Source organism: Pseudomonas sp. PME37.24/025 (genome assembly GCF_055556615.1).
Window position 1 is genome coordinate 1 of the sequence record NZ_JBVHNK010000006.1, and the last position, 17,242, is coordinate 17,242.

At 55.2% G+C, this 17,242-nt stretch carries 16 protein-coding genes and 1 rRNA gene; 8 read left to right on the forward strand and 9 right to left on the reverse strand.

The window, feature by feature from the left end; translation table 11 throughout:
- The first annotated feature begins 229 nt into the window (after positions 1–229).
- The 3 genes from rrf to ACZ3HH_RS12065 all read left to right on the forward strand — a co-directional run bounded on the left by rrf (position 230) and on the right by ACZ3HH_RS12065 (position 1,601).
- Positions 230–345: ribosomal RNA gene (gene rrf / locus ACZ3HH_RS12055) — 5S ribosomal RNA — on the forward strand.
- A 223-nt stretch (positions 346–568) separates the two neighbouring features.
- Positions 569–1,234 (forward strand): M24 family metallopeptidase, encoded by a 666-nt coding sequence (locus ACZ3HH_RS12060; RefSeq protein WP_465804841.1) that lies wholly within the window; start codon positions 569–571, stop codon positions 1,232–1,234.
- Between the two features lie 13 nt (positions 1,235–1,247).
- Complete coding sequence (locus ACZ3HH_RS12065) at positions 1,248–1,601, forward strand: gamma-glutamylcyclotransferase family protein (protein ID WP_465804843.1); 354 nt, start codon at positions 1,248–1,250, stop codon at positions 1,599–1,601.
- Positions 1,602–1,719: 118 nt separating this feature from the next.
- On the opposite strand, the gene ACZ3HH_RS12070 is transcribed toward ACZ3HH_RS12065, so the two are convergent.
- Positions 1,720–1,989, reverse strand: a complete 270-nt coding sequence (locus tag ACZ3HH_RS12070) for a hypothetical protein (RefSeq protein WP_465804844.1) — start codon at positions 1,987–1,989, stop codon at positions 1,720–1,722.
- Complete coding sequence (locus tag ACZ3HH_RS12075) at positions 1,979–2,770, reverse strand: MlaA family lipoprotein (RefSeq protein WP_465804846.1); 792 nt, start codon at positions 2,768–2,770, stop codon at positions 1,979–1,981. Before ACZ3HH_RS12075 ends, ACZ3HH_RS12070 begins: the two co-directional genes overlap by 11 nt.
- Before the next feature lie 166 nt (positions 2,771–2,936).
- On the opposite strand from ACZ3HH_RS12075, the gene ACZ3HH_RS12080 reads away from it, so the two are divergent.
- Both ACZ3HH_RS12080 and ACZ3HH_RS12085 read left to right on the forward strand, forming a co-directional pair.
- The gene (locus ACZ3HH_RS12080) at positions 2,937–3,647 is read left to right on the forward strand and encodes a response regulator (protein WP_465804848.1); all 711 of its coding nucleotides are present in this window, start codon (positions 2,937–2,939) and stop codon (positions 3,645–3,647) included.
- Positions 3,644–4,996 (forward strand): sensor histidine kinase, encoded by a 1,353-nt coding sequence (locus tag ACZ3HH_RS12085; RefSeq protein WP_465804850.1) that lies wholly within the window; start codon positions 3,644–3,646, stop codon positions 4,994–4,996. The genes ACZ3HH_RS12080 and ACZ3HH_RS12085 overlap by 4 nt, the downstream gene beginning before the upstream one ends.
- A 176-nt stretch (positions 4,997–5,172) precedes the next feature.
- Here the strand turns inward: ACZ3HH_RS12085 and ACZ3HH_RS12090 are convergent, their stop codons facing one another.
- The 7 genes from ACZ3HH_RS12090 to ACZ3HH_RS12120 all read right to left on the reverse strand — a co-directional run bounded on the left by ACZ3HH_RS12090 (position 5,173) and on the right by ACZ3HH_RS12120 (position 12,666).
- Positions 5,173–5,394: a formate dehydrogenase subunit delta gene (locus ACZ3HH_RS12090; protein WP_095054230.1), complete on the reverse strand. Its 222-nt coding sequence runs from the start codon at positions 5,392–5,394 to the stop codon at positions 5,173–5,175.
- Positions 5,391–8,294 carry a formate dehydrogenase subunit alpha gene (gene fdhF, locus ACZ3HH_RS12095; protein ID WP_465804852.1) on the reverse strand — a complete coding sequence of 968 codons (2,904 nt, stop codon included), beginning with the start codon at positions 8,292–8,294 and terminating at the stop codon, positions 5,391–5,393. Before fdhF ends, ACZ3HH_RS12090 begins: the two co-directional genes overlap by 4 nt.
- The gene (locus ACZ3HH_RS12100; protein WP_465804854.1) at positions 8,291–9,853 is read right to left on the reverse strand and encodes a formate dehydrogenase beta subunit; all 1,563 of its coding nucleotides are present in this window, start codon (positions 9,851–9,853) and stop codon (positions 8,291–8,293) included. The genes fdhF and ACZ3HH_RS12100 overlap by 4 nt, the downstream gene beginning before the upstream one ends.
- Positions 9,853–10,329: a formate dehydrogenase subunit gamma gene (locus ACZ3HH_RS12105; RefSeq protein WP_258620220.1), complete on the reverse strand. Its 477-nt coding sequence runs from the start codon at positions 10,327–10,329 to the stop codon at positions 9,853–9,855. Before ACZ3HH_RS12105 ends, ACZ3HH_RS12100 begins: the two co-directional genes overlap by 1 nt.
- 337 nt (positions 10,330–10,666) lie before the next feature.
- Positions 10,667–11,044 (reverse strand): hypothetical protein, encoded by a 378-nt coding sequence (locus ACZ3HH_RS12110; protein WP_465804856.1) that lies wholly within the window; start codon positions 11,042–11,044, stop codon positions 10,667–10,669.
- A 137-nt stretch (positions 11,045–11,181) separates the two neighbouring features.
- Entirely contained in the window at positions 11,182–11,511 is a 330-nt protein-coding gene (locus ACZ3HH_RS12115) for a hypothetical protein (protein ID WP_465804858.1), read from the reverse strand.
- Positions 11,512–11,850: 339 nt separating this feature from the next.
- A complete protein-coding gene (locus tag ACZ3HH_RS12120; protein WP_465804860.1) occupies positions 11,851–12,666 on the reverse strand; it encodes a hypothetical protein in 816 nt (271 codons plus the stop codon).
- Positions 12,667–13,756: 1,090 nt separating this feature from the next.
- Here ACZ3HH_RS12120 and ACZ3HH_RS12125 point away from each other — a divergent pair.
- The 3 genes from ACZ3HH_RS12125 to ACZ3HH_RS12135 are packed head-to-tail and all read left to right on the forward strand — an operon-like array spanning position 13,757 to position 17,155.
- On the forward strand, positions 13,757–14,659 hold the full coding sequence (locus ACZ3HH_RS12125) for a hypothetical protein (protein ID WP_465804861.1): 903 nt from the start codon (positions 13,757–13,759) through the stop codon (positions 14,657–14,659).
- Positions 14,659–15,120: a hypothetical protein gene (locus ACZ3HH_RS12130; protein ID WP_465804863.1), complete on the forward strand. Its 462-nt coding sequence runs from the start codon at positions 14,659–14,661 to the stop codon at positions 15,118–15,120. The genes ACZ3HH_RS12125 and ACZ3HH_RS12130 overlap by 1 nt, the downstream gene beginning before the upstream one ends.
- Before the next feature lie 4 nt (positions 15,121–15,124).
- On the forward strand, positions 15,125–17,155 hold the full coding sequence (locus ACZ3HH_RS12135; protein WP_465804865.1) for a hypothetical protein: 2,031 nt from the start codon (positions 15,125–15,127) through the stop codon (positions 17,153–17,155).
- Positions 17,156–17,242 lie beyond the last annotated feature (87 nt).

The following is a 17,242-nucleotide window of genomic DNA, read 5'->3' on the forward strand; positions in this document are numbered from 1 at the left end:
TGTAAGCGCTGTGAGGCGTTGAGCTAACCAATACTAATTGCCCGTGAGGCTTGACCATATAACACCCAAGCAATTTGTGAACTCGAAAGAGGCCAGATTGCGGTGTGTGAAGACGAAACGAACCGAAAGTTCGGCTTACTCACAAAAAGCCAAGGCAACACACAAACTATCGCATACCCATTCGCTGGAGCGTGATCTCGCATGAGAACACGAGCTGGCTACCGAATTTCTTGACGACCATAGAGCATTGGAACCACCTGATCCCATCCCGAACTCAGCAGTGAAACGATGCATCGCCGATGGTAGTGTGGGGTTTCCCCATGTGAGAGTAGGTCATCGTCAAGATTAAATTCCGAAACCCCTATCTGCGTATGCAGGTAGGGGTTTTGTTTTGTCCGCAGGAAAGTTCGTACAGCAACATCGGACTGCTCCCGGCTGTCACAGTCTCGCTCAGGATCATGGCGATAAATTGGAGCCAAGGTCATGGCTATATTTTTATTATTGAATATCGCAATATATAAAACGATATAGCGTATGGCCTGCGCTTTCCTACAAAAGGGAATGACTGATGACAATGGCCCTGAGCGGCAAAGAGGCGGTAGGCGAGCGTTACACGCTGGAGACGATGCGCCACGCCCAACAGATGACCTGGAAGGCCATCGAACAGATCGCTCTGGTTATTTCTCCCGGCATGCGCGAGTCCGAAGCCCAGTTGCGAGGCAAACAGATCCTGTCCGAACTGGACTTGGATCGAATCTGGCATCCACTACTGATTCGTTTTGGAGCCAACACCCTCAAGACATTCAAACAGCGCTCCGATGGCGATCCTGTACTGGATGATCAAGACATTTTCTTCATTGACATGGGCGCAGTCTGGCAAGGACACGAAGGTGATGCAGGGGCGACTTTCACCACGGGTTCCGACCCGGAAATGATCGCCTGTGCCGCGGCCGCCCGGGAGCTTTTCAATCGGGTCGAAGGCTTTTGGCGCAGCGAGCGGGTTTCCGGCATGGAGCTTTACAGCTATGCGGCCGACCAGGCGCAAGTCATGGGGTGGAGGCTCAATCTGGACATCAAAGGTCACAGAGTCAGCGATTTCCCTCATGCAATTCACCGTGGCGGCGACCTCGGGGATTTAGACAAATCCCCGACGACCGGCCTATGGATTCTGGAAATCCAGATCGCCCACCCAGAACGTCCTTACGGAGCGTTCTACGAAGATTTGCTTATCTGATCGAGGACATCTCATGCCAAACCAGCCAGAGCAACCGGTTCTGCTGTTTTCCTACGGTACCTTGCAGGATCAGGCGGTTCAGTTGTCCACCTTCGGGCGCGAGTTGAAAGGGCGCCTGGACAGCCTGCCAGGCTACAAGCAGAACCTGGTCGAGATAACCGATCCGGCGGTGCTGGCCGCTAGTGGGAAAACCCATCACCCCATCGTGCAGGAGAGTGGCGACCTGTCGGACGAGATCGCCGGCACTGTTTTCGAGATCACGGCCCAAGAGCTGGTCGCGGCCGACAAATACGAGGTGGCGGACTACAAGCGCGTCAGTGTGACCCTCAAGTCCGGCATCAGCGCTTGGGTCTATGTGCGAGCGTGATTGCTGGTAAGGGCTGCAGCAACTGTGCGAGGGGAAACAGATTTGTTTCGGTTCCGCTGTAGGCTTCGGGTGGGATGATGGCCGGAAGATTTCCATCCTCCGTATCATCACCCTGAAATCAAGGCTGCGACTGGCTGCTCGCTCTCATGACTTCTACCTCGCCATTGGCCACGAGCCAGCGAAACAACTCGGTCACCGACACCGTATGGCTGCGCTCTATCCAGCGCACCAGCGCCGGGCCGTAATGTTCGGTGTAGCGGCTGAGCACCAGTTGGCGACAGTCCGGTGACAGGCGCAGGGTGATTTCCCGACAGTGCAGATGCCGATTGGCCGAGTCGTCCCGGATCACCCGTTGCTGCAGAGTCAGGCTATTGCTTTCAGAACCCATCGGCCGGTGCTCCTGTGCACTTAGGAGTGGTGTTCTCTGGCAAGCCTTGTTTGCCATCAGCCACGTAAGCAGCACGATGCTCGGCCACCACATTACGCAACGCGCTGTAATAGTCCGGCAGTTTTTGCAGGCTGTCGGTCAGCGGTAAGGCTTCTGCCCGACCATCGACGAAGCCACCGACAGTGCTGATAGTGGACAGCGTCTCCACGGTATCGCTATTGCTGCCGAACGGATCGACCACAAAGCCGAGCACGCGGCCGGCGGCGTCGCGACTGTTGGAGGTCCCGAGCAATGGCAACTCGATGATTGGACCGTTGCCGATGCCCCACACGCCGAAGGTCTGGCCAAAGTCCGAGTCGTGGCGCGGGATACCGGCCATGCCGGAGACGTCGATCAAGCCCACCACCCCTACCGTGGTGTTGAGCGCGAAACGCCCCAGGGTATTGACCGAGCGCATCGGGTTGCCTTGCAGCAGGTCATTGATAAAAACCTTGGGCTCACCGAAGTTCGCCACAAAGTTATGCACACCGGTCTGGAAAAAGTCCGGCAAGTAGCGATAGCCGCGAGCGACCGGCGCCAGAGCATAATCGTCGACCGTCCGATTGAAAGCGAAAACTCCGCGATTGAACGGTTCCACCGGGTCGTACACCGAGTAAGTGACGTCGGCGCAAGCCACGTTGGTGGTGGACGGCGGCTGGCTGCTGCAACCCGTCAGCCCTGCGGCCAACACGGCAATTGAGGTGTTGCGGGCCAGCCAGGGAGCACATTTGAAAGGCAACATGGACGCAAGTCTCAGGAGGAATTCGCCGTGATGCTGAGCTCCAATCCTTGCGGCAAGATGTCTGGTTTATTGCTGTGCTGACGCTTTATTGCAGAGTTGAAATATATGACGCGCGGCCGTGAATAGTTTTAGATGGCGGTTCCATTCGCCCCTTAAGTGACCTTCGGTGAACAGCCTTTTAATTGTGGACGACGACCTTGAAGTCCTTGCTCTACTGAAAAAATTCTTCGTGCAGCACGGCTACAGCGTCGAGGTCGCCACAGACGGTGCGTCGCTGTGGTCGGCCATAGAGCGCAAGGCGCCGGACCTGATCATTCTGGATGTGATGTTGTCCGGCGATAGCGGGCTGATCCTGTGTCAGCAACTGCGGATTCGACACGCAATACCGGTGATCATGCTGACCGCCATGGGCGAACTCAGTGATCGGGTGGTCGGCCTGGAGCTGGGCGCCGATGATTATCTGACCAAACCCTTCGACGCCCGTGAACTGCTGGCCCGAGTACGTGCCGTGCAGCGCCGAGTGGACGAGCGCCGTCCGATATCGCAGGAACGGCCACGGCCGCTGATTGATTTCGCTGACTGGCACCTGGACGTCACTCGCCGTGAGTTGCGCTCGCCGGACAACGTGATGATCCCGCTGTCGGCCGGTGAGTTTGACCTGCTGCTGGTCTTCGTCGAACACCCCCAACGCATTCTCACCCGCGAGCAATTGCTGGACCTGGCGCGCGGGCATTGCCATGAGGCGTTCGATCGCAGCATCGACGTTCAGGTCAGCCGTCTGCGACGCAAACTCGAGTCCGACATCAAGCGCCCGGCGATGATTCGCACCGTGCGCAACGGCGGTTACCTGTTCACCCCCAGCGTGACGCGGCGATGAGTTGGCTGAAGCGGATTCGCGCTCGAGACTGGCCGCAAGATACGGTGGCGCGCTGGATCGCGTTGACGATCATCCTGGCCATGCTCATTTCACTGGCGCTCAACGGGCTGTTTATCCAATTGGCCGGCGTATGGGCGCGCCCACCACTGACCGAAATCGGCTTGCTGGAAAAAGCCGCCGCCATCGCCCGCATCATCGAGGCCGCCCCGGCGCCACTGCGCAACCCATTGGCGCAAGCAGCCAACGAGAGCGGCTTCACTGTCACTTGGCACCCTGACCGACACGATCTCAATCTGCCGACCGTGGAAGATCCGAAGTCCGACATCGGCTCGACCATCCTGCAGCCGATGCTCAGAGCCCCTGATCGGCGCATCGAAGCCTATGAGCCGGCCGACTGGGCGGAGCACACGGCGGACGCGCATTATGCGCTGCTGATCGAGCTATCGGATTCATCATGGCTGATGTTCTCCGCGCCCTCGCGCAGTTGGGGCCTCGACGAAACGCCACGCTACCTGATCGTGATCCTGCTGGTGCTGATCTCCACCGCCCTGGTCGCGCTGATTGCCACCCGGCGCCTCGCCACACCTTTGCAGCACTTTACCGAAGGTGCTCGACGCTTCGGCGTGGACTTCCGCGCACCGCCCATCGAACCGCTGGGCCCCCATGAAATCCGCCAGGCCATTCTCGCGTTCAACGCCATGCAGGCGCAGCTGCAACACTTCATCCGCGATCGCACGCAAATGCTCGCCGCCATCTCCCACGACCTGCGCGCTCCTCTGACGCGGATGCGCTTGCGTGGCGAATTCATCGAAGACAGCGAGCAACAGCAACGGTTGTTTCGTGACGTGGATGAAATGCAGGCAATGATCAACTCGGCGCTGGAGTTCTTTCGTGATGATGCACGGCTTGAGCCGGCGACCCAGTTTGATCTGGCGGAACTGCTGCAAACGTTGCTTGATGATTATCGAGATCAGGGAGTCGACATCACGTTCAGCGGGCCGCTGCGGTGGGTGTATTTCGGGCGTCCGTTAGGGCTTAAACGGGTGATGACCAACTTGCTCGACAACGCTATCAAGTACGGTAGTGAGCCGGGGATTGAACTGATTCCGAGCGCTGGCCAGGTGCGGATCAAAGTACTGGATCGTGGGCCGGGCATTCCAGATGCCTGCCTTGAGCAAGTGTTTGTGCCGTTCTTCCGGATGGAAGGCTCGCGGAACAAAAGCACTGGGGGTGTTGGTTTGGGGTTATCGGCGGCGCGGGCGATTGTGCTGGAGCACGGAGGCGAGTTGACACTGCGTAATCGGTCGATGGGCGGGTTGGAGGCGTTGGTGGTGTTGCCGATGCATTAGTCCCGAAAGACTCGCCTCGAAATGATCAAAAACTTGTGGCGAGGGAGCTTGCTCCCGCTGGGTCGCGAAGCGGCCCCAAAGAAGGGACTGCTGCGTAGTCCAACGGGAGCAAGCTCCCTCGCCACAGTTTTCAGTCAACAGGCCAAGGGGCAATCTTCCCCAAGGATCGTGTAAACCTAAGCCTCCCAGCCCGCCCCACTGACCGCAGCCTGCGCCAGCGGGTGCAAGTCTGCCCCCTGATGGGCTGTCTGCCAGGCCAGCAACTCCTTGCGCATGCCGGGCGTCCAGTACATCTGCAGGTGATTACGCACGCCGAGCACAGCCTGTTGCTGGTCCGGTTCGCTGGCGAAGTACTGGGCGATCTGGTTGGCCATTTTGATCAGATTGTCAGTGCTCATCGGCGTACCTCGGCTTTTGTTCCGGTGGTGCGTGCCTGGCGGCGTTCGTCGAGTAGACGTTGTTGTTCGTCGCTGAATGCCTGATAGCGTATTTGCCACTCGGAAGGGTGGTAGACGCGGCTGACTTCCACGGCGGTGACCTTGTACTCCGGACAGTTGGTGGCCCAGTCGGAGTTGTCGGTGGTGATGACGTTGGCCCCTGATTCAGGGAAGTGGAAGGTGGTGTACACCACGCCTGGGGCTACCCGTTCGGAGACTCGCGCACGCAGTACGGTTTGTCCGGCGCGGCTGCCGATGCCGACCCAGTCACCCTCGTTGATACCACGACTTTCGGCGTCGGTCGGGTGGATTTCCAGGCGGTCTTCGTCGTGCCAGGCAACGTTATCGGTACGCCGGGTCTGGGCGCCCACGTTGTACTGGCTGAGGATGCGTCCGGTGGTCAGCAGCAACGGATAGCGACTGTTGACCTTCTCTTCGGTGGGCACGTAGCCGGTGAGCATGAAACGCCCCTTGCCCCGCACGAATTCCTCGATGTGCATGGTCGGCGTGCCGTCCGGTGCCGCGGCGTTGCAGGGCCATTGCAGGCTGCCGTGTCGCTCCAGTTCGGCGTAGCTGACGTTGGTGAAGGTCGGCGTCAGGCTGGCGATTTCATCCATGATTTCCGACGGATGCTGATAGTTCATCGGATAGCCCAGGGCGTTGGCCAGGGCCACCGTGCCTTCCCAGTCGGCCTTGCCGCCCAGAGGTTCCATGACCTTGCGTACCCGGGAGATGCGTCGCTCGGCATTGGTGAAGGTGCCGTCCTTTTCCAGGAACGAGGCACCCGGCAGGAACACGTGGGCGAACTTGGCGGTTTCGTTGAGGAAAATGTCCTGCACCACGATGCACTCCATGGCCGATAGAGCTGCAGTGACGTGCTGGGTATTGGGGTCGCTCTGGGCGATGTCTTCGCCCTGGCAATACAAACCCTTGAAACTGCCGCCCAGGGCTGCCTCGAACATATTGGGAATGCGCAAGCCCGGGTCGGGTTGCAAGGTGACATTCCAGGCTTGTTCGAATTGCGCCCGTACCGTTTCGTTGGAGACATGCCGGTAGCCGGGAAGCTCGTGGGGGAAGGAGCCCATGTCACAGGACCCTTGAACGTTGTTCTGCCCACGCAGCGGGTTCACGCCCACGCCTTCACGGCCGATGTTGCCAGTGGCCATGGCCAGGTTGGCGATGCCCATGACCGCGGTGCTGCCTTGGCTATGCTCGGTGACGCCCAGGCCGTAGTAGATCGCCGCATTGCCACCGGTGGCATACAGACGGGCGGCGGCACGGATGTCGGCAGCGGCGACGCCGCAGATGGGGCCAAGGATTTCCGGCGAGTTTTCCGCGCGGCTGACGAACTCGCTCCAGCGAGCGAAATCGCTGCCCTCGCAACGGGCGTCGATAAAGGTCTGGTTGAGCAAGCCTTCGGTGACGATGACGTGGGCCAAGGCATTGAGCATCGCGACGTTGGTGCCCGGGCGCAGGGCCAGGTGCAGTTCGGCGCGGGCGTGCACCGAGTCCACCAGATCAATGCGTCGTGGGTCGATGACGATCAGTCGCGCGCCTTCACGCAGACGGCGTTTGAGCTGGGAGGCGAACACCGGGTGAGCGTCGCTCGGGTTGGCGCCCATCACCAGGATCACATCGGCCTGCATCACCGAGTCGAAACTTTGGGTGCCGGCGGACTCGCCCAGGGTTTGTTTCAGACCATAGCCGGTAGGCGAGTGGCAGACTCGTGCACAAGTGTCGACGTTGTTGTTGCCGAAAGCGGCACGCACCAGTTTTTGCACCAGATAGGTTTCTTCGTTGGTGCAGCGGCTGGAGGTGATGCCACCAATGGAGTCGCGGCCGTATTTTTGCTGCAGCCGGCGGAATTCGCTGGCGGCGTAGGTCACCGCTTCATCCCAGCTGACTTCCTGCCAAGGGTCGTTGATGTGCTGGCGGATCATCGGCTTGGTGATGCGATCCGGGTGGGTGGCGTAACCCCAGGCAAAGCGCCCTTTGACGCAGGAGTGGCCGTGGTTGGCCTGACCGTTCTTGTCCGGAACCATGCGCACCAGTTGGTCGCCTTTCATCTCGGCGCGGAACGAGCAGCCCACGCCGCAATAGGCACACGTGGTGATCACGCTACGTTCGGGTTGACCCAGTTCGACCACACTTTTTTCCATCAGGGTCGCGGTGGGGCAGGCTTGCACACAGGCGCCGCAGGACACGCATTCCGAGTCGAGGAAGTTATCGCCACCGGCGGCCGCAACTCGGGATTCGAAGCCGCGCCCGGTAATGGTCAGAGCAAAGGTGCCCTGGGTTTCTTCGCAGGCGCGTACGCAGCGGTTGCAGACGATGCACTTGCTCGGATCGTAGTCGAAGTAGGGGTTGGAAGTGTCCTTCACGTCGGCCAGATGGTTGTCGCCTTCATAGCCGTAACGCACTTCTCGCAGGCCGACCTGGCCGGCGACGGTTTGCAGCTCACAGTTGCCGTTGGCCGAGCAGGTCAGGCAGTCCAGCGGGTGATCGGAGATGTACAGCTCCATGACGTTGCGGCGCAGCGTCGCGAGCTTGGGCGTCTGAGTGTGCACGCTCATGCCTTCGCTGACCGGCGTGGTGCAGGACGCCGGGTAGCCGCGCATGCCATCGATCTCCACCAGGCACATGCGGCAGGAGCCGAAGGCTTCCAGGCTGTCGGTGGCACACAGTTTGGGAATGGTGGTGCCCAGCAGCGCGGCGGCGCGCATCACCGAGGTTCCTTCGGGCACGCTGATGCTGCGGCCGTCGATGTTCACGGTGACCTGCACCTGGCTTTCGCGGGCCGGCGTCCCCAGATCAAGAGAGCCAAGGTCGATATCGGTTTTCGGGTCGAAGAGAGTGATCATTGGTCGGCCTCCGAGGACTGCAGACCGAAGTCGGCGGGGAAGTACTTGAGGGCGCTGACCACCGGATAGGAGGTCATGCCGCCCAACGCGCACAGCGAACCGTATTGCAGGGTGTCGCACAGGTCCTTGAGGATGATCACCTGCTCATCACGACTGTTCTGGTCAGGTGCGGCCAACAGGCGATCGATCACCTCCACGCCCCGGGTCGAGCCGATGCGGCAGGGGGTGCATTTGCCACAGGACTCCTCGGCACAGAACTGCATCGCGAAGCGCGCCATGCGGGCCATGTCCAGGGTGTCGTCAGCCACCACCACACCACCGTGGCCGAGCATCGCGCCAATCGCCGCGAACGCTTCGTAATCCAGCGGCGTGTCGAATTGCGACGGTGGAACCCAAGCGCCGAGCGGGCCGCCAACCTGAGCGGCCTTCAGCGGCCGACCACTGGCGGTACCACCGCCGTAGTCGTCCACCAGTTCCCGCAGGGTCAGGCCAAAGGCCCGTTCCACCAGCCCGCCGTGACGAATATTGCCTGCCAGCTGGAAGGGCATGGTGCCCAGGGAGCGGCCCATGCCGTAATCGCGATAGAACTGCGCGCCCTTGGCCAGAATCAGCGGCACCGAGGCCAGGGTCAGCACGTTGTGCACCAGCGTCGGCAGGCCGAACAAACCCTGCAAGGCGGGGATCGGCGGCTTGGCGCGGACGATTCCGCGCTTGCCTTCGAGCGAGTCCAGCAGCGCGGTTTCTTCACCGCAGATGTAAGCACCGGCACCGACTCGCACTTCCATATCGAAGGCCTGGCCGCTGCCGGCGACATTGGCGCCGAGGTAACCGGCATCTCGGGCGATGTTCAACGCTGCACGCAGCGTGGCCACGGCATCCGGATATTCCGAACGCACATAGATGTAGCCGTAGGTGGCGCCGACGGTAATGCCGGCAATCGCCATGCCTTCGATCAGCAGGAAGGGGTCGCCTTCCATCAACATACGGTCGGCGAAAGTGCCGGAGTCGCCTTCATCGGCGTTGCATACGATGTATTTCTGCGCAGCCTGGGTGCCGCGCACCGTGCGCCATTTGATCCCGGCCGGGAAGGCTGCGCCGCCACGGCCGCGCAGGCCCGAATCGAATACCTCAGTCGCAGTCTGTTCGCCACCGAGGGTAACGGCTCTTTTCAAACCCTCGAAACCGCCATGATCCAGGTAATCGTCGATGTACAGCGGCCGGGTGATGCCGGCGCGGGCAAACAGCAGACGTTGTTGCGTCTTCAGATAGGGCAACTCTTCCACCAGGCCCAGGGCCAACGGATGGGCAGACGACTCGCCTTTCAAGGCTTCGAGCACTGACGGCACATCGTCAGCAGTCAACGGACCGAAGCCGATACGGCCTTGGGGCGTGTCCACTTCCAGCAATGGTTCCAGCCAATAAAGGCCGCGCGAACTGGTGCGTTGCAACTCAGACATAACGCGGCCCCGGCCCCGGCCATGGATGATAAGGGCTGCCGCAATCTCTTCGGCGCCTACGGCACGGGCCAGCGAATCACGGGGCAGATAGAAAGCCGGCATCACGCGTCCTCCCGGCAAGCATCGAGCAATGCATCCAGACGCTCGGCACTGAGCCGCGCATGCACCCGACCATCCAGCTCCAGAGCCGGCGAACAGGCGCAGGCACCAAGGCAATACACCGGGCGCAGACTGATGCTGCCGTCGGCGCTACTGCCGTGATCGTCCAGTTGCAGACGCTCGCGCAACTGCGCGGCAAGCTGCTCAGCGCCGCGGCTCTGGCAGGACTCGGCCCGGCACAGACGCAGAATATGCCGGGCCGGCGGCGCGGTGCGGAAGTCATGGTAGAAACTGATAACCCCGCGAACCTCGGCCTGACTCAGGTTGAGGGCATGGGCAATCTCGGGGATGGCGGCATCGGGGATGTAACCGATGCCCTCCTGAATCTCATGAAGGATGGGCAACAGTGCGCCGGGGGAGCGCTTGTGGCGCTCCAGCAGGCTGTTGACCATAGGCAGGTGCAACATCTCATCAGGCATACAGCATTCCTCACGATCACGGACAAACCAGGCGGTTGTTGGTTGTCCGAAAGTGTCGGCTGCGGCAGTCACACCACGTCACGGTATCGTGGCATTTTCAGGCCGTTGGCCAGGCACCCTGAGCGGGCATCTTGTTGGGCCCGGTGCGGTCTTTGCCACACCTCTTCAGGGCATAACAGGCAGCTTGCCACGCTGCCTTTGATTCATCTGCACCAAAGCGACGTGTTCGATTCTGTCTACGACTATCTATTAAGTCTAGAAGAGTGCAGCCCGAGGCGTTCGCTCACTGAGTATTTTTCAGGTAACCCTTGAACGCGATGAGAGGGGGGCAAAACACTTACTTGGCGGGAAGGATCATCACCCACAACACCACCGTGGTCAGTGCCGCTAGCACACTGCACGCTCCGGCGATCAAGTGACGGACGACGGGGTATTCAGACTGCTTGAGCCTGGCGATCACCAGAAGCCAAGTTCCGACAAAGGCACCTAAAACTGCCATCAATGTATAGAACATGAATACAACGCCCCGTGCCGAGTTTCCTCCGGGGACAAACCACCTGTTGAACAGAATCAGCACCGCAATCCCGACAATAAAACTACCCACGGCACCTGCCAGATTAGCGAGCCACAGATTCATGGTGCCACGGTTCCTCACCACCCAAATCCACATCCCCGCTGTCGCAGCGAAGAACACCAGCACGCCGATTAGCTGCATTCAATCCTTTTCCTTGTTAACAATGCCCCTGAAACCGCCATGGGGCATCTTTGAGGAGATGAGGCGATGGAGGCACGATATCAAACTGGTGGCTCTGTGCTGAAGGGCGTTGCTGCCCGGTGTGGGTTTGGGCTCCCTCACTGAATATCTTTCAAGTAGTCCTTGAGTGCGGTAAGCGGTGCATCAAGTTGCTCCAATGTCTGCGCACCGCGCAAATCAGCCGACAATCTATGTAGTTCACGCCCTAACGGCGTATTTACGCCGCCTATAGCGTCCAGCGCCAAACCCACGCAATGCGCCACTCTAAACTGAATCCCCTCAACATCCCCCCGACGCACCAACAACCCAAACACCTCCCGCTCGTAATCGCTCATGATCGGATCATCCCGCAGAATCGGGCTTTCACCTTCCGTCTCATAAGCCAGCTTGAGGGCGAAAAGGGCAACGGTTTCCAGTGGCAATTCCATTGTGTGAATCCTTGATTCGTTAGCCGAGCGTTTTCGGGTTGTGGCGTTGGAGAGCAAGATCAAAAGATCGCAACCTTCGGCAGCTCCTACGGGCGGCGGGGCGAGGTCACTTTTCTACAGGCGAAAAAAAAGGCCTTGCAAAGCAAGACCTTTCTTAATTTTGGTGCCCGAGGGAGACTGGAGCGTTCCATATAAATCAAGGCTTGCGGGCGAATTATATATTCAGGGATACAAGGAGGGATACAAGCCTCCTGCTGCTGGAACCGTTTCCAATGAGATTCGTCGAGTAAACCCTGAAGACGTCGTATTGGCGAATTCTACAGGACACCCTTTCGTTGCCTAGGGCCATCGCTTCTTCCGGAGTACATATTGACGGTCTAACCACAGAAAGTTGAAAAACTCACTGAGCTCCGGCACACGGTCTCCATGGGGATTTATGGAAACTGCCACTGCGTCGGCGGCGTAGCCCGCACTCACGACAGAGTCACGAAGTGGCGATAGAAGGGTGCAGATTTCCCATACCAGGTACTTTGAAGCCGTATCTAAGGTTGACGGTTCAGAGAATGCCGACGAGAGGGTCAGTGGGTTGCCTGCAAGATCGCTAGCGAATACAGCTGCATGGCCTTCCAGCGCTTCAGCAATGGCTGTGGCCCGAGTATTGATTTTATGTTTTGCCGCATCACTCATTTTTGAGGCAATGGTGTGCTGCAGAATCTCGTTCCATTCGCTTAGTGGATCACGCTCTGACTTCCCTGATGCTAAGGAGTCGAGGTTTGCGTAACGCATGCCCGTAGCGAAGTCTGAAAGAAATGCTACTACACGTGTGCACAAAGGATCGGTTGGAAAGGGCGTTGATAGATCGTATCCGCGAGCGCTGGCTACGTTAGATACATTGGATATTAGAGTTCGCAAATCATGGCCATACCCTTTGAAAACTGGGCGCCCTGGAGCCTGAAGCTGATTCTGTGCCATGTGATCTAGGATCAAAGCCAGCTTTGCTAACCGTTCAATTCCTATCGCAAGCTGAAAGAAGGCGGTGTAGTAGCGTCCCTTCTCATTCAGGTTTGCATTGCGCAGCTCTGTCAGACCAATCGTGAGGCACGACTGAATTACGTAGCCTTCCTGTGAAAGGGGTCTGGATAGCTCACCGTACATGCCACTCTCCTGCCTAAATTTCTCCTGAGGATGCATCTCTCCGAGACCAACGTTAGCGGATATGCGTAGAAACGGATGAAAAATCTGCCGGGGACCCTGAAGGAAGTCCTTTGACACGGGGTCGGAAACCCGCGACATCGTGGTAGCGACAGATTCTCCAGCTTACTGAAATTTCAACGTTGAAATTGAAAGGATCTTGAAGAAAAAGGGGCATCGTTACCGTATTGGTAAAGATGCCCCTTTGTGTTGCTGATAACGCACGCATGGCGTTCGTCAACCGAGTCAACTCCGTCAACCTGTCAACCAACTTCAAAAATCCAGCCGCTAACACGAACGCGCGGGTTCTCTGCCCCGTGTCTGTCCGAAATGCCCAGGGTCCCCCGCGACACTCCGATTCATAGTGCAAATGCACTGGTGAACAGCAGTTCACCCGGTTCACCTGTTCACTAAGCTGGGCAGTTTTCCGCTAACACGATCACGCGGGTTTCCGACCCCGTACCTCGCGAATATGCCCAGGGTCCCCGGCGGGTTCCGACCGGTTATTGATAGGAACCTCATTGGGACCCCTTGTAGCCGTCAAGAGACCCACCTGTCGGATAGAGTTCCGCTGGAGGTTCGGTTGCTTAAGGGGGGCGGGGATAAACATGTTCTAAACACATGTTACGCATGTAACGTGTGTAACGTAGCCAGTTATATCCTTGAATCTAAAGGACTAAATTTTGTTACACGGCAATTTCAAGTGTTGAATGAAGGGTGTTACTCATGAGTGTGGTGTTACACCGAGACCACGCAAATAGGCGACTAGAAGGCAGATGGAGGTGTTTTCGGCCGCGTTCAACGGAGCGGAGGATATCTGTACCCATCCTCCTAGCGGTGGCAGCAGAAGCGATTTGGCGGAAGCATCCACATAGTCGGGACTATCGACTGAGTGGCACAGGTGCTAGGCGTAGCAGTATTTTACTGCTGTGTTCACATTGAAAAACCGAACGGATGAGGACAGAATGAGGTGGAAAAAGGATTAGCGCAGAGTTTGTAGATAGTGGGATGAGCTCAGAGCTGATGTTGGGTAATTTATTCAGGATGTCCAGGGATGATAAGCAATAAACATACTGACCCCAAAGCATTTGAGCGTTACTTTAAAGATATTATTAAGTTGCATTACTCTCCTGCTAACTATAGAGATGTACCCGACGGGCAGGGAGGTGATTATGGTATCGAGTGTTACACTCTGCTAGGTCATGCCTTTCAGTGCTACCTCCCTGAACAGACGTCAGATGTGGCGAAACTAGTAGCAGCCCAAAAATCAAAAATTAATCGTGATATAAAAAAACTTTCTACGAATCAAACTAAGCTAGAAGCACTGTTTGGATCTACAAAAGTCTGTCGCTGGATATTAGCGACCTCGGCACATAAATCTGCAGAGGTTACTAGTTTTTGTGCTCAAAAATCATTAGAGGTCCGAGGGCAAGGGCTTAATTTCGTAGCTGGCGACTTCGAAATACTTATTCATACTGAAGATGATTACAAAATTGAGGCGGCACATTTAAGTAGGCAGGTGTATCAGCTGAATATTGATTTTGAAAGAACATCCCCTCAGGGTGTCGAGGGGTGGATTGATAATAACCTGACCTTCTTAGATAATCTTGATAGAAAGCTTCCAAAGATAATAGGCAGCGAAGAAAAGAAACGCCAAACAAAAAGCTATTTGGTTCATCAATATCTAGATTATCAGAATCTTTTGTCACGATTGCTCCAGGATTGGGCAGATATTTATGAGATCGTGACAAGGTCGGTTCAGCATCGGCAAAGTTACTTAGAGTCTAGGTTTATCATCTCCCCGGACCTTCTTCCTAATGATGTCATAAAAGATGAATTGCAAAAGCTAGAGGCGGATTTAGCCAGGGAAGTCAGCACTTTAAAGCGTACAGATATTGAGCTAATAAAGTGGGGTGTTGTTTCCGACTGGCTTATTCGTTGCCCATTGGATTTCTAATGAACCTAGAAGAACTTCTCAATAGTCCTTTTTCCTTCAAACAAAGAAAAACCTTTACTCCATGCGAGACTAGGCCTTTGTGGAAGTGCTCGCTTGTGATCCTGATAATTGGAATTACAGGTCGTGAAAAACGCTGCTCGCTAAAGAAGATCCATGCGGCCAACTGGTTGACTAAATCATCAGAGCATCTTGAAGAACTACTGGAATGGTCTAGGTCGGAAACTCTTTTTGCGCCGCATATTCGACTGGACCCCACCGTAGATAGAGCAATAGATTTAATAGCAGCGTCAGGGTATGTCTGCAAAACGGGAGGTAAGATATCGCTAACTCCCGCCGGAGAAGATTTGTATTCGCAAATTTTTTCCAATTTGGAAATCATGGAGCGCGAGAAAAAAACACTAACGGCTGCGAAAAAATATCTATCAGAAGCGGCTGTTGAGCGTATTTTCAAGGCGAATTAATAATATGTTAGAGATAAAAAGACTCAAAATTATAGCGAAGACTTCTGTAGGCGATTACGGAGTTGATATACCTTTCGAGACTGGTTTGTTCATACTTAGAGTTGAGAATACTCACGGGAAGTCTACGTGTATGAACGCCATTGCATATGCTCTTGGCATGGAGAAAGCTCTGGGGTTGGCAGATGTAAAGCTACCGTTTCCGCCTTCTTTGACTAAAGAGATCCAGGATGAGAATGGCATAGAAATGCCCGTAATATCTTCTTTGGTACTTTTAGAGATAGGTAATGGTGCGGGAGAGGTGGCAACTATAAAGCGACAAATTTTGGGCGTTACAGAAGAAAATGCTATTCATGTTCACCCTGGAGGCATAGATAGTATCGCAGTGACAACCCCTCAAAAACTTTTTTTGCATAGAGAAGGTGATACAACTAGATCTCTAGGGTTTTACTATTGGCTCAGCAAGTTTGTAGGTTGGGATTTACCCAGTGTTCCGACAGTTGACGGTAGAGAAGCCCCACTTTACCCTGCGGTTTTTTTTCCTGCTTGGTTTGTTGAGCAAAAGAAGGGGTGGGGTTCGATACAGGCCACAACTCCTCTTTTTCTTAAAATAAGAGAGGCAAAGAAACGAACCATCGAATTTCTTCTCGCGCTAGAAACCAACTCGATCATAAAAAAGAAGCACTTTATTAAGTCCTCTATGGATGATCTGTCTTACTCTTGGAAGGCTTGCAAAAAAAACCTTTCACTTGCAGCTGCGAGGATTTCTGGTGAGGTTACCGGTATACCAGATGTTCCGGAAGTTGGTTTTGATCCTTATAAAATGGATATTGCAGTTAAAAGCAATGATAAATGGAGGTCGATACAGTTCCTGAAAAGCGAAACAGAGGCCGAGCTTGATATATTTTTGGCCAATATGCAGCAGCGAAATAACGATCAGGTTAAAGAGTCTAAGGTTTTGGAGGAAATAGAATCGCGAAAGTTAAAAGCGCGGTCGCTAACCTACAGGGCTAACTCTATCGAGGAAGACGTTAGCTATTCGGCTCAGCAGATACAGTCTGCAACTGTCCGCATCGATAGGCTAAGAGAAGATAGGAGGAAGTATGAGGATCTAAAGAAGATTGGCCAGTTGGATATTTTAAAAGGGTCCTCTTTAGGAGGTCAAACTTGTCCTGCATGCTCTCAGGGGATATCAGATAATCTGGTTAATCTTGAAGAGTCTTCTTCTATTATGTCACTTGATGAGAGTTTGAATTATATAAAAGAACAGGCTAAGTTGGTTGAAAGCATTAGAGATGGTCTTGAGGTGGAAAAGAGGCTTAAGATTACTGAACTCGATAAGCTAAATTTGGAAATCTCTACCTTGTTTGAGGAAGTGGTGCGACTCCAGAAAAATGTTATGTCGCCAAGTAGCATTTTGATGGAAGAAAACTTGCGTAAGAAGATAGATTTAGAAAATTTGATCAAGTCTTATTCGGACGGGATAGCGGCAATCCTGCAGGCGAGGTTGGAGCTGGATAAGCATGTTAAGGACTATAAAAGACTTATTGATGCTCGAAGAAAGTTGCCGCAGAACATTTTGTCCTTTACTGATTCTGAAAAGCTTGCAAGGCTTCAGAGCTTCGTCGTTGAACTGTTAACGGATTTTGGGTTTTCAAGTTTTAAGCCGGAACTCATTCAGATATCAGAAGAGACGTATCTTCCTACGCGTGAAGGTTTTGATTTAGGGTTCGATACATCCGCCAGTGACGGTATTCGAGTTATTTGGAGCTACCTGATAGGTATTTTTAAATTATCAAAGGTTTACAGAACTAATCATCCGCAGGTTTTGATATTTGACGAACCTAGGCAGCAAGAGGCAAAGAAAGTTAGCTTTACAAAGCTTCTTAAAGAATCTGTTGCTGCATGTGTTGGGGGCGGGCAGATAATACTGGCGACTTCCGAAGACGAGGATGTGTTGGTCGCAGCCCTTGGTGCCAGTTCATATACTATGCGGTCTTTTCCTGCAGGTGATGGGAAAATATTACGGAAGCTTTGATGTAACAAATTCTAGGAATGCGTCGACTCCCAGTAGGTCTGCCTGCCCGGGACTTCCTAACAGACTGTGTATTCTAATAGGTTATTG